The organism is Alicyclobacillus mali NBRC 102425, assembly GCF_001570745.1.
GTDB classification, from domain to species: domain Bacteria; phylum Bacillota; class Bacilli; order Alicyclobacillales; family Alicyclobacillaceae; genus Alicyclobacillus; species Alicyclobacillus mali.
In genome coordinates this window covers 1-12494 of the sequence record NZ_BCSG01000047.1, presented here as the reverse complement: position 1 = coordinate 12494, position 12494 = coordinate 1, and the positions used below count along the sequence as shown (strand labels likewise).

13 protein-coding genes and 1 tRNA gene are annotated in these 12494 nt (G+C 59.1%); all 14 read left to right on the top strand.

Features of this window, described 5'->3' with window-relative positions:
- Positions 1 to 9 precede the first annotated feature (9 nt).
- Positions 10 to 89, top strand: a tRNA-Leu gene (locus AMA01_RS12450).
- A gap of 263 nt (positions 90 to 352) precedes the next feature.
- Entirely contained in the window at positions 353 to 1333 is a 981-nt protein-coding gene (locus tag AMA01_RS12445) for a substrate-binding domain-containing protein (protein WP_067851446.1), read from the top strand.
- 139 nt (positions 1334 to 1472) lie between these two features.
- Complete coding sequence (locus AMA01_RS12440) at positions 1473 to 2087, top strand: adaptor protein MecA (RefSeq protein WP_067851442.1); 615 nt, start codon at positions 1473 to 1475, stop codon at positions 2085 to 2087.
- Positions 2088 to 2248: 161 nt separating this feature from the next.
- Positions 2249 to 3523 carry a Glu/Leu/Phe/Val family dehydrogenase gene (locus AMA01_RS12435; RefSeq protein ID WP_376738342.1) on the top strand — a complete coding sequence of 425 codons (1275 nt, stop codon included), beginning with the start codon at positions 2249 to 2251 and terminating at the stop codon, positions 3521 to 3523.
- Positions 3524 to 3864: 341 nt separating this feature from the next.
- Positions 3865 to 4668 (top strand): spore cortex-lytic enzyme, encoded by an 804-nt coding sequence (sleB, locus tag AMA01_RS12425; RefSeq protein ID WP_067851438.1) that lies wholly within the window; start codon positions 3865 to 3867, stop codon positions 4666 to 4668.
- A gap of 17 nt (positions 4669 to 4685) precedes the next feature.
- Positions 4686 to 5933, top strand: a complete 1248-nt coding sequence (locus AMA01_RS12420; protein ID WP_067851436.1) for a PepSY1/2 domain-containing protein — start codon at positions 4686 to 4688, stop codon at positions 5931 to 5933.
- 91 nt (positions 5934 to 6024) lie between these two features.
- Positions 6025 to 6681 carry a flagellar brake protein gene (locus AMA01_RS12415; protein WP_067851434.1) on the top strand — a complete coding sequence of 219 codons (657 nt, stop codon included), beginning with the start codon at positions 6025 to 6027 and terminating at the stop codon, positions 6679 to 6681.
- Between the two features lie 49 nt (positions 6682 to 6730).
- On the top strand, positions 6731 to 7204 hold the full coding sequence (locus AMA01_RS12410) for a hypothetical protein (protein WP_067851432.1): 474 nt from the start codon (positions 6731 to 6733) through the stop codon (positions 7202 to 7204).
- 80 nt (positions 7205 to 7284) lie between these two features.
- On the top strand, positions 7285 to 7962 hold the full coding sequence (cmk, locus tag AMA01_RS12405; protein ID WP_067851430.1) for a (d)CMP kinase: 678 nt from the start codon (positions 7285 to 7287) through the stop codon (positions 7960 to 7962).
- Complete coding sequence (locus AMA01_RS12400) at positions 7952 to 8563, top strand: lysophospholipid acyltransferase family protein (protein WP_067851428.1); 612 nt, start codon at positions 7952 to 7954, stop codon at positions 8561 to 8563. Before cmk ends, AMA01_RS12400 begins: the two co-directional genes overlap by 11 nt.
- Positions 8564 to 8786: 223 nt before the next feature.
- Positions 8787 to 9950, top strand: coding sequence for a 30S ribosomal protein S1 (gene rpsA / locus AMA01_RS12395; RefSeq protein WP_067851426.1), 1164 nt, complete (start codon positions 8787 to 8789; stop codon positions 9948 to 9950).
- A gap of 188 nt (positions 9951 to 10138) precedes the next feature.
- Positions 10139 to 10687 (top strand): hypothetical protein, encoded by a 549-nt coding sequence (locus AMA01_RS12390; RefSeq protein WP_067851424.1) that lies wholly within the window; start codon positions 10139 to 10141, stop codon positions 10685 to 10687.
- Between the two features lie 78 nt (positions 10688 to 10765).
- Complete coding sequence (gene der, locus AMA01_RS12385; RefSeq protein ID WP_067851422.1) at positions 10766 to 12094, top strand: ribosome biogenesis GTPase Der; 1329 nt, start codon at positions 10766 to 10768, stop codon at positions 12092 to 12094.
- 26 nt (positions 12095 to 12120) lie between these two features.
- The coding region (locus AMA01_RS12380) for a glycerol-3-phosphate acyltransferase (RefSeq protein WP_197459995.1) at positions 12121 to 12494 on the top strand (374 nt) is incomplete at its 3' end.

The window sequence follows — 12494 nt, the reverse complement described above, 5'->3', positions numbered from 1 at the left end:
TTGAGATATGCGGGTGTGGCGGAATTGGCAGACGCACCAGATTTAGGTTCTGGCGGGCGACCGTGGGGGTTCGAGTCCCTCCACCCGCATGGATATCGATATTGCGTAAGGGTTCGGATGCTCCGAACCCTTTCTTTGTGTCTGGCACTATCTGATGCAGAGGCCGGCGCACGTCGGAACGACGATCGACGAGGATGTGAAGCCCATCGGCGTGCTTCGCCATTGGTGGGTTTTTTCATATGTGCACTTCATGGTCCGAAAGCTGGACAGAGACTGGCCAAACTTGATTATAATAAGGACACGAATGCGAGTACCATGGATTGCCGACGAGGAATGAAGGGTGGAGTTTGTGATGCCTGTTACGATATACGACGTCGCGAGAGAAGCGAAGGTGTCCATGGCGACCGTGTCGCGGGTTATCAACGGCACGGCGGTGGTGAAAGAGGACACGAAGAAGCGAGTGCTGGAGGCCATCGCAAAACTGGGATATCGACCGAACGCGGTCGCACGCGGTCTCGCGAGCAAGCGAACGCGCACGATTGGCGTGATCGTACCTGACGTTTCTGCTGCGTTCGTCGCGGAGATGGTTCGGGGAATTGAAGACATCGCAAATATGTACGATTACAACATTCTCCTCGTGAATTCAGATGCGCAGGTGGATCGCGAGGTTAGTTTGATTGGAACGATGTGGGAGAAACAGGTCGACGGGATCCTGTACATGACGAACGTGTTGACGTCGCGGGAAATCGATGCCTTTGAAGAGGCGCAGATTCCAGTCGTACTGTGTGCGACGGAGGACCCTGAGCGACGCATTCCATCGGTGAATATCGATAACTACCGATCGGGCAGGGATGCCGTGAATTTTTTGCTGCAAAAGGGCTGTAAACGCATTGGATTTATCACAATGGATGAAGGCTTCTCGGTCGTGGCGGATCGGCGGTTACAGGGTGCGCAGAACCGCATGCGCGGGCAGGAGCTGCATGTCATTCGCACGGGACGAGGCCGATATGAGACCTCGCTACCGGGGATCCGGGCGTATTTCGAGGAGCATGAGCTCGACGGCGTCGTTGCGGCATCGGACGAATTGGGTCTGGCGGCCATTCACGCCGTTCAGGACATGGGTAAGTCCGTACCTGACGATGTGAAGGTCATTGCGTTCGATAACACGCGACTTGCTGTGATGGTCCGCCCCGAGATGACGGTGATTGCGCAACCGATGTACGACTTTGGAGCCGTGTCGATGCGATTACTCACCAAGCTCTTACAGGATGAACCTGTGGACAATTACACCGTGATTTTGCAGCACAACATTGTCGAGAGGGCTTCGACCTGAGCCGATGTGGCAACCGGGCCTCGTGAGTTGGCGCAGCGGAATGGAAGGCGATACGCCATGACATGGGGAACAAATGAGGTATAATATAATTTATCACACGCCCTTTCACTCGGCTTTTGGCGATAAGGAGGGAACGCCGATGCGAGTCGAGCGAATTGCCCGAGACAAGGTGCGAATTTTCATCAGCTATGACGATCTCGAGGAACGTGGGATCGATCGCGATGAAATTTGGCACAACGGAAAAAAAGTGCAGGATCTCTTTTGGGATATGATGGAGACCGCTTATATGGAAGTCGGGTTTGACATCGCCGGTCCGATTTCCGTCGAGGCGTTCACAATGCCGACGGAGGGCGTGGTGGTCATTGTCACGCGTATCCCGTCCATGCCGGGAGCAGGGCATGAGGACGGAGATTACAGCGATGATGAGGGCTCGTACGAAGATCGAGATCACGGCTTTTCGTCGCGAACAACGCCAACGCACATGGTGATGGCGTTCCGCGAATTGGAAGACCTCCTGGCTGCGTGCAAGACATTGCGCCAGTATCCCGTGCAGACGGCTCTCTACCACCACGAGGGCGCGTATCAACTGGTGATCCGCGGAGACCTCCGGCCGGACCAGTGGGAGGAAGTCTTTGCGATATCGGCGGAGTACGGGGAGATGAGCCGAGTCACGCCGTGGATGCTTGAGGAGTATGGGAAGGTGATTTTCGCCGATCACGCCGTGGAACAGCTGCTGCGGAACTTTCCGACGTGATCGCTGACCATATGCGAGAGTAACTAGATCTCTCTAGTTACTCTGTTTTTGTGCCCACCCTGCGATCTCGGCTCCTTTTCGGAACGCGGGTGGGCGTGTATACTAGGGCTGTCTTCATTGGATTCCATGTTGTCGACAACCGGGAAAAGGTGGTACACACTGTGGCAGATTCTGTGGCGTCTGCGGACAAGCGTCAACAGGGTGCGTCCATGCTTCAAGAGACTCAGGACATCGTCCGTCAGGCTCTCGACGTCTTGGGATACGGACGCGAAGCCTTTGATCTCTTGAAACTCCCCATGCGCGTCTTGACGGTCAGGTTCCCCGTGCGCATGGATGACGGAAGCGTGCGCGTGTTTACGGGTTATCGCGTTCAGCACAACGACGCCATTGGGCCCACGAAGGGCGGGATCCGTTTACATCCAGACATCACCCTCGAGGAGATGGAGGCCCTGGCAATCTGGATGTCCATCCGTTGCGGCATCGCTGAACTCCCTTTCGGAGGAGCCAAAGGAGGCATCGTTTGCGATCCGCGCGATATGTCCTTCTCCGAGATCGAACGAGTCAGCAGAAGTTATGTGCGCGCGGTGAGTCAGATTGTGGGCCCGGCGAAGGATGTCCCGACCCCTGACGCCTTTAGTAACTCGCAGAACATGGCGTGGATGTTGGACGAGTACTCCCACATTCGCGAGTCCGACAGCCCGGGTTTCATTACCGGCAAACCGGTGATCTTGGGGGGAACGCGCGGGCGGGATGGCGCTGCGGCCCGTGGCATTGCCCTCACGCTGGAGGAATCCGTCAGGCAACGGCGGCAGACCCTCGAGGGGCAGCGTGTCATCATTCAGGGCTTCGGAGGCATTGGCAGTTACCTGGCGAAATATCTGAGTGACCGTGGGGCGCGCATCGTGGGCGTCGGCGACGCATATGGGGCTTTGTACCGAGAGACCGGCCTGGACGTGGACGAGTTGCTGGAACGCAGAGACTCGTTCGGCACCGTGACGCGCTTGTATCGCGATGTGATGTCGAACCGCGAACTTGTGGAACAGCCGTGCGACATCTTGGTATTGGCCGCGTCGGGCGCTGCCATCACCCCGGATGTGGCGGCAAGATTGAAGGCGTCGCTGGTCGTCGAAGCGGCCAACGTGTCGACATCGCAAGACGCCATGGAGATTCTGGGAGAGCGAGAAATTATCGTGATTCCCGACGTGCTGTCGTTTGCTGGTGACGTGATCGTTTCGTACTTTGAATGGGTTCAGAACAACCAGGGATATTACTGGAGTGAGTCCGAAATTCAGGCGAAACTGGACGATCGCGTCCGGCAATCGTTTGATCGCGTCTACCAGGTGGCGCTTCGGTACGGCGTCCACATGCGACTGGCGGCCTACATCGTCGGGGTGCAACGCTTGGCGGAAGCGAGCCGCTGGCGCGGATGGCTGTGAAACGGCATGGAAGTGAAGGAGGGATCGCTATGCGCGCAGAGTCGCCGTTGCCGGCGCAGGAATCTACCCCAGCTGCGCATCGGATCAAGGTCATGATCCGATGCCGAAAGTGCGGCGAAACGTTCATTCTGCGGGGCACGCGAGACTCGAAGGGCAACATTGAGACGGGGTTCAAACGCTGCCTGTGCGATAACGATAAGGAGTTTGACATTGAAGTGATAGGCTGATGCCAGTGGCATGGCTTGGGATGTGTCCGGGGCTATCCCGGGCATATTTTTTTTTGCTCGTTTGCAGACTACGCATTGTCGCCGATGCAAATATCTGCGAAAGGGGGGGGCTGGATGAGCAGGGCAAAGCGTGCGATCTCGGCTTGGGCACTTCTCCTCGCCGCGTTGGCGGTCACGGAGACGTCGTTTCCGGCACCGGCCATTCACGCATTCACTGCGCGCAACCTCATGTATGGGAGCACAGGCTACGACGTGGACGAACTTCAGGGTCGACTCCACCTTCTCGGGTATTATTGGGGGCGCATCGATGGCGTCTTCGGTTGGAAGACGTACTGGGCCGTACGGAGCTTCCAGTACAATTTTGGACTCCCCGTCACTGGCGACGTGGACATGCGAACCAAAATCATGCTCGTGAAGGCGACGCCAAACTGGAATTACAAGATGGACTTTCCGAACTCTTCTTCTACGCCGTCATCCACTGGCGCAGCACAGCCCGCGACGGTCTCGGGAAGCAGCGCCACCTTGATCTCGGGTGACGGTTTTACGCACGGAATGGACAATTTGAGTGCAAGTGATCTCAACCTCATGGCACATGTGGTCTACGGCGAGGCCCGCGGTGAGCCGTTTGAAGGCCAGGTGGCCGTTGCTGCGGTCATCTTGAATCGCCTGCATGATCCGAAGTTTCCGAAGTCCATCCCGGCGATTGTCTACCAGCCCGGTGCCTTCGACTGCGTCAACGACGGTCAGATCAATCTTCAGCCCAACAAGGAGGCCATGCAGGCAGTGATCGACGCGGTGAATGGGTGGGACCCGACGCACGGTGCGCTGTACTATTTCAATCCAGCAAAAACATCCAACGCCTGGATGTGGGCGCAGCCGGAGCTTGTCACCATTGGTCATCACATCTTCACGGCCTGACACAGGAGGTGGCGTATGTGCGGAAATGGATGTGGTGGGCAGGGTCAGCCGCGGCCGTGATCGCGGTGGGTGGAGCAGCATTTGCCTGGGGCGATCACGAACGCAACCGGGCTCAGGCGATGGCGACCATGGTCGATGCAGGGTACTCGGGTGCGCTGCGGGCGGCTGTTGCGGATCTCGACGCGCTGCGCGCCGCGCTTGCGTCTGCTTCTATCATGGCGGACCCGGAGTCGTTTCGGAGACACCTGGCAGACGTCGAGAAGTACGCGTATGCGGCACAGTTGGACATGGCTCGCGTTCCGGACGGCGGACGCGATCACCGAGTGAATCAGGAATTGCACCAGATCGATTTTAATGCCCAACATTGGATGATGACCGACGCGGCACCTCGGAACGCGGGCGTCCAGGAGGCGTTGCGCCAAGAATACCAGACAGTCACGCGCTTGGAGACCGAACTCCAACCGGTTGCGTGGCACGCGGGACCTGTTCTGGACGGGAAGTCGGGCACCGAACTCGTTCCCGCAATTCGCAATGCGCTCGCGCGAGTGCAAGCAAGTGTCGTTGTACCGAAAGCGGCAGCGAAGCGGACGGCGTCCACCGTGACGGACGAGTCTGGAGCGTGGCTTCGACGCGCAGAGCACGTGGTGGGCGGAACCATAGACAAGGCCAAGGTCCGTGGCATCCGCGATCCTCGCGACGGTTCGTACATCCTCGTCACCGGGCTTGTCCAGGGGCGATCCGTTCGCTTAGAGTTTGCGCCGGGAACAGGCACGCTCGCCAGCTACCGATTGACGCGCCCGCTTGGACAGCCGCGGGTGGACCTCGCCGATGCGGCCAGTTCGGCTTCGCGCTGGCTGAAGCGGATTGGGTGGTCCAACATGGTGCGGACCTATGCAAGCCAGGTGGACGGGATCGCCCGATTCACCTATCAGCCTGTGGTCCAGGGCGTCCCAGCGCTCGATGCAAGTTGCAAGGTGGTGGTGGCGCTTGACGATGGCCAGGTGATTGGCTTTTATGATCGCGGCAAATGGCCGCCCAAGTCGCTGCCACCTGCAAAACATGTGCTTTCCGAAGATGATCTGCGTTCACGCCTTGGTCCGCAGTTTCATGTGCAGGACGAGCGACGCGTGTTGGCGGAGGATCCCAACGGAACGTGGGTTCAGGCGGTCGCATTTGAAGGAACCTTTGGCGCCAACGATGAACCGTATCGCGTGGTCTTGGATGTTTCAACCGGCCACGAACTGAGCATTGAACGCTTGACATAATTCGAGGCTTCTGGCGCAATCGATCCTTTCTGCCGAAGTTTCCCCGCAACCTTCCCTTCTGCGTGTATAATAAGGCAGGAGATTGGAAGGGATGGAGAACGGTATGCCGGTTGTGCCGCCCATAGGGGCTCCCTTGCGCGTTCGCGTGATTGGAGACGCTTCCGAGAACAGTTACAAGTCGCGTGTGGCCGATATGGATGACGAGTTTCTCTTTGCGGACGTTCCCGTCCATCAAGGGACAGGGCGAGAGATGGATGTGCACGTCGACACTACGCTCGTGATCGAATATGCTGCTACGGAAAACGATGTGTACCAATACAGCTCGCGTATTTTGGGGCTCTCATACATTCCGACGCCTGCGGTTCGCTTGCTTCACCCACTGAAGGTATCGGACCTCGTGCGAATTCAGCGCCGAGAGTATTTTCGCGTCTCCCTGGATGCACAGGTGAAGCTCAACTGTCTTCGCACCGGAGAGACCGTTTATGCACAAGCGGTGGATATCAGCGGTGGCGGCATGGCGGTGCGCACCAGGGATGTGGCGGATATCCAGTTTCGCGATCGCGTCCATGTCGACGTCACGCTTCCATATACGGGATATCACCTGCAGGCTTCGTGTCAGGTGGTGCGTGTCGAAGCGGAAGCGCTGGGGCTGACCGTGTCCATGCAATTTGTCGACATCCCGGAACGGGTGCGCGATCAGGTGGTGCGCTACACGTTCATGCGCCAGCGTGCACTCCGAAGAAGATAGACTCATAGCGCGTGTGGCGGCGCATACGTTTAGCTGTGGGGGGATGTCCATGGCGATTCGACGGATGCGCCGTATGCTGGATGCGTTTTTGGTTCCTGTTGCGCTCGGGACGGTGAGCACGCTGGTGTTAGCTCAACTCGCCATGCAGGTGCCTCGTGTGCGTGACCACGTGGAGGCCATGGTACAAACGCACACGGTGATTTCCGTGCAGACGGGTACGCCGCCGGGCGTCGCCGAAGCGACGGGTAGTATTGTGCTGATGGCCGATAGCGCCGCGCGCGCGGCGAATGTGATTGTCTTTCGAAACGGCGTTTCCCTGGGGCCATTCACGACGGACGAGATGCAGATTCTCGTTCACTCGGGCGACGTCATTTCATTTCGGGATACGACGCCAGCGGGGCCGCCGGTCACCATCTACGTTCAGGATGGAGACAGCGACATGCTGTATCCGGTGACAGGCGAGACCATCACCCTCGGGAACGGCGCGGGGACCGCTTCTCTCGAGCCGGTGGGCTTTTTTTGAACGATGAGCGCATTGCCGAGCCTTTTCCGGTTGTGTTACCATCGAGGAAATGAGTCATCGCACCGGAGGGAGGTTTCGACGTGGCACCTGTGAGCATTGCCATCGATGGACCCGCGGGAGCCGGAAAAAGCACGGTTGCGAAGCGGGTCGCAGAGCGGCTGAATCTGATGTATGTCGACACAGGCGCCATGTACAGGGCTGTCGCGTATCTCTGCGCTCAGGAAGGAATTGACGTCCACTCGGAGCGCGATGTGGAAGCCGCGCTCGACGCGCACCGGGTGTCATTTGAAGAAGGTGAGGATCGCACGCTTCAAGTCGTTGTGGACGGCGTCAATGTCACGCCTCGGCTCCGCGCTCCTGAAGTCAGCGCGTTGGTCTCAACCGTTGCCGCGCACCCGCGAGTTCGACAGCTGTTGACGGAGTGGCAGCGCGCCTTTGCGGAACGCCATTCAGTTGTGATGGACGGAAGAGACATTGGGACGGTCGTTTTGCCTCACGCAACGGTGAAAGTGTTTCTGACGGCTGCGGCGGAGGAACGGGCGCGCAGGCGTCAAGAAGAGTATCGGCGGATGGGCTACGACGTACCTCTCGAAGAAATGGTGAGAACCGTCGTCGAGCGGGATCGAAAGGATTCCGAGCGATCGGTCGCTCCTCTCCGCATGGCCGAGGACGCTGTGCGGATCGATTCGACGGACAAGAGCATCGAGTCTGTGGTCGACGAGATCGTCCAGTTGGTGGAGAATGCGCATGTCCGTTGAATCCAGTGATTTGCCGCGCACGTTCTTTTACCGATTCGCGCGGGCCGTGGTCACAGCGTTTTTTCGCGCCTGTTTTCGCGTTCGGGTAGAGGGCTTACAAAGGCTCCCGCGGCAGGGAGGCGTGGTTCTCGCGTCAAACCACCTGTCCAATTTTGATCCGCCGCTTCTGGGGATATTGGTCCCGCGATACATACGTTTCATGGGCAAGGCCGAGTTATTCCGCATGCCCATGCTTCGGCGCTTGTTCCTCACGCTTGGAGGCTTTCCAATTGAACGCGGACGTGTGGACCGACGAGCCATCCGCACGGCCATTGACGTGTTGCAGCGCGGGACTTGCCTCGTGATGTTTCCCGAAGGGCATCGGTCGAGGACGGGCAAGCTCGGGCCCCTTCAGCCTGGCATTGCATCCATCGCGAGAAAGGCGGGTGCCATCATTCAGCCGGTTGGCATTCGTGGACAGTATAGGCTGTTCGGGCGCATTGAGGTCAAATTTGGCGAGCCGATTGACGTGCGCGCATTGTCGGATGAAGAAGTGATGCGGAATCTCCGCGAACAATTGCTTCGATTGACTGGGAGCGGAAGTGACATGGACGCGCGTTGAGGGACGAGTGTTTTCCTTATGGCACAAGACTGTGTTACAGTAGGCGTATGAAAAGTTGGTGCCGCAATTCCAAAACGGCGTTTGCGGCTTGTCCAATTTGGTATGCTATAGGTAACCCTTGTGGAAGGTCAGCGTGGGCTTGGCCATGGCGCATGCGAATAAACGCCGACTCCGGTCGCGCGTTGCCATCATAAAGTGACCAAGGAAACGGGAGGCCATTGACATGTCAGAGGATTTGCGAGAAATGTTGACCGATGCGGCGGTTCGCGAGGGGGACGTCGTGACCGGCGAAGTGACCGCCGTGGATGATCACGGAGTGACCGTCGCGCTGCCTCACGGTTATGAGGGGCATATATCGCCGCAGGAGCTGTCGGCGCTGCCGGGAACGCACCCGAGCGATGTGGTGAGCGTGGGCAGCACCGTGACGGCGCAAGTGTTGAAAGTGGACATGGAGTCCGGCCACGTGACGCTTTCGAAGCGGCGCGCCGAACAGGCGTCTGCGTGGGAGCGTATGCAACAGCTCTTGGAGAGCGGCGAGCCCATCGAGGTGGAGATTCGGGACGTGGTGAAGGGCGGCTTGGTGGCGGACGTCGGTGTTCGCGCGTTTATCCCCGCGTCCTTGGTGGATCGGCATTTCGTCGAGAATCTTGAACAGTTCAAGGGTCAGACGCTTCGCGCCAAGGTGATTGAGGTCGATCCTCAGAAAAACAAGCTCATCCTCTCACGCAGGGCTGTCTTGGAAGAGGAGAGCGAGGCGCGGGCGCAGAAGCTGTTCGAGGCGTTAAAACCGGGCGACGTGATTGAGGGAACTGTGCAGAGGCTGACTGATTTCGGCGCGTTTGTCGACGTGGGCGGCGCCGACGGACTGGTGCACATCTCGGAGCTTTCGTTTACGCACGTCAACCATCCGTCCGAGGTCGTGCACGAGGGCGATCGCGTCAAAGTGCGCGTGCTTCGCGTGGATCCTGAGGCGGGGCGAATTTCGCTTTCTATTAAGGCTGCGCTGCCTGAGCCGTGGGAGACGTACGCCAACGAGTTTCGTCCTGGAGACGTCGTTCAGGGCGTGGTCCGGCGAGTGGTGGACTTCGGTGCGTTTGTCGAGCTTCGCCCTGGGTTGGAAGGGCTCGTTCACGTGTCCCAGATTTCGAATGAACACGTCGACAAGCCCTCCGATGTGTTGCAGCCTGGACAAGAGGTCACGGTTCGCGTCCTGAGCGTGGATCCGGAGCGCAAGCGAATCTCGTTGTCCATGCGGGATTCTGCTCAGCCGCGCGGCGGGCAAGGGCAAGGGCGAGGTGGCCGGCGGGATCGCAGGCCAACTGAATCCCGCAACGATGGCGCTTCTGGGCCGACGCTCGGCGATCTTTTTGGCGACTTGTTCAAGTGACAACCGCTAGATATCAGACCCCGCCTGCAAGGGCGGGGTTTTCTCTCGGTGCGCCCGGCATGGGCGGTAGCTAGGCGGTGAAAGTCCTCTGTGGGGGCGGCTGTCGCCGACTTCACCAAACGACGATTTAGGACCACCGATACGCGAAGTCTCGAACTCCCGCGTGAAGTGCGCAGGGGCGTTGAGGGGTGCGGAACGCGCTGATGTTGCTATGGCTCGTCCCAGCGGCCTTGTGGCTCTGGCTTTGGCCGCCTCTTTCTATCGTGCCTCGCTGGCTGGTGCGGGCCGCTATCGCTGGCTGTCTCGTGGCTTGGTTTGTGAGATGGCTCATTCCGGCGTGGTTGCCGCCTGCGGTGTGGAGCGCGCTATCCGCATATGAGTTGCTCCGCCTGTCGCGTACCGGATGGAGGTGGGTGCGCGTCAGCGCGGGATTGGCCATCGCAGGTATCGCTGCGATGGTTGCTTGGCCGAGGATGGCTCCGTTCGCTGCCTGGGCCGGGGTTCCGCCTGAGGTGTGGGCTGCAGGGGGGGTCGGATTGGCGATGTCTGTCGTCTCGCCCTCTGCGCAGACTCGTGCGCTTGTGAGCGTTGGTTTCGTCGTGATCGAATGGACCCTGCGTGGAGACGGCTGGGAGATGGCCGCCGTATTTGTGTTTGCTGCGGCGTTTGAGCTCACACGCGCGCTGGCAGGGGCCCTGTCTCGGCGCGGCGCGTCAGGTGAGGAGGCTGGAGACTGACATAGGTTGGAATTCGAGGCCGGGTAATGGGGAATCCCTGCGCCCGGAGTGACAGAAGGGATCGGAGGTGACCAGGTCATGTCGTTACCTGTGGTGGCGATTGTAGGGCGCGCGAATGTGGGCAAGTCTACACTTTTCAATCGACTCGTCGGCCGGCGGGTTTCGATCGTCGAGGATACGCCCGGCGTGACGCGAGATCGGATTTATGGCAAAAGCGAGTGGAATGGTGTGCCGTTTCGCGTCATCGACACTGGCGGCATCGAGATGGATGAGGAGGACGAAATGGGGAACCTCATCCGCGTGCAGGCGCAGATTGCCATTGATGAAGCGGACGTGATCCTGTTTGTCGTCGATGGGCGCCAGGGCGTGACGCAGGCGGACGAGCACGTGGCACAGGTATTGCGCCGATCTCAGAAGCCTGTTGTGCTCGGCGTCAATAAGCTCGATAACGTGGAGCAATACGCGTTTAGCTACGAATTCTACAGCCTTGGCTTTGACGAGGCTGTCCCGTTTTCCGCCGAACACGGGCGTGGAACGGGTGACCTCCTCGATGCCGTCGTCGCCAAGCTTCCAAAACGGAGCGGAGACGATGAGAACGAAGACGCGATTCGCATCGCGTTCATCGGCAGACCCAACGTGGGCAAGTCGAGCTTGGTCAATCGGTTGCTTGGGGAAGAGCGGGTGATGGTCAGTTCAATCGCGGGAACGACGCGGGACGCGATCGACACGCCGCTTGAGCGGGACGGACAGGCGTATGTCCTGGTGGACACCGCTGGGATGAGGCGCAAAGGAAAAGTGTATGAGCGCATCGAAAAATACAGCGTGTTGCGGGCACTTCGGGCGCTGGACAGGGCGGACGTGGCATTTGTGGTTCTCGATGCGCAGACGGGAATCGTGGAGCAGGACAAGCGCGTGGCGGGCTACGCCCTTGACGCTGGGTGTGCGATTGCGTTTATCGTGAACAAGTGGGATGCCATTGAAAAAGACGACAAAACCGCGCACCGATTTGAGGAACAGATTAGGAATGAATTCCCGTTTCTTCGTTTTGCCCCGGTGGTCTTCGTGTCCGCCTTGACAGGTCAGCGCGTCGGCCGGTTGCTGGACGTCGCGAAGGAGGTGGCGGAGTACCACGCCATGCGCGTGCCGACCTCGACCTTGAACCGCGTGCTCGCCGATGCGCAGGTATCCGTTGCGCCGCCGTCAAAAGGGGGGCGGAGGCTGCGAATCTATTACGGCACGCAGGTAAGCGTGAAACCACCGACGTTCGTGATTTTTGTAAATGACACGGAGCTGAGTCACTTCTCGTACGAGCGGTACCTCGAGAACCAACTGCGAGAGGCGTTCGGTTTTCGAGGGACACCTATTCGCATTGTGCTGCGGGCGCGCGACGAAGCGGAGTCGGGTTGACGGTCGCCCGCAAAGGAGCGTGACGTATGGCTTGGTTTGGCCTGTTGGCGGTGGTCATCTCGTATCTGATTGGCTCGATCTCGACAAGCACCCTGCTGGTTCGCTGGATAAGCGGTCGCGACATTCGCTCGGTGGGAAGTGGGAACGCCGGCGCCACCAATACGATGCGCACGCTTGGGTTGAAGTGGGGCGTTTTGGTTCTCGTGTTCGATGGGCTCAAAGGCGCCATCGCGCTGTGGATTGCCGACGCGCTGGTTCCCCATGGAACCTGGGCATTGGCCCTTTCGGCGGTGGCCGTGGTGGTGGGACATAATTGGCCCGTATTTTTCGGGTTTCGGGGCGGAAAAGGCATCGCGACCACCATTGGCGTGTTGTTGTGGCTCGCACCTCTCCCCGCCGT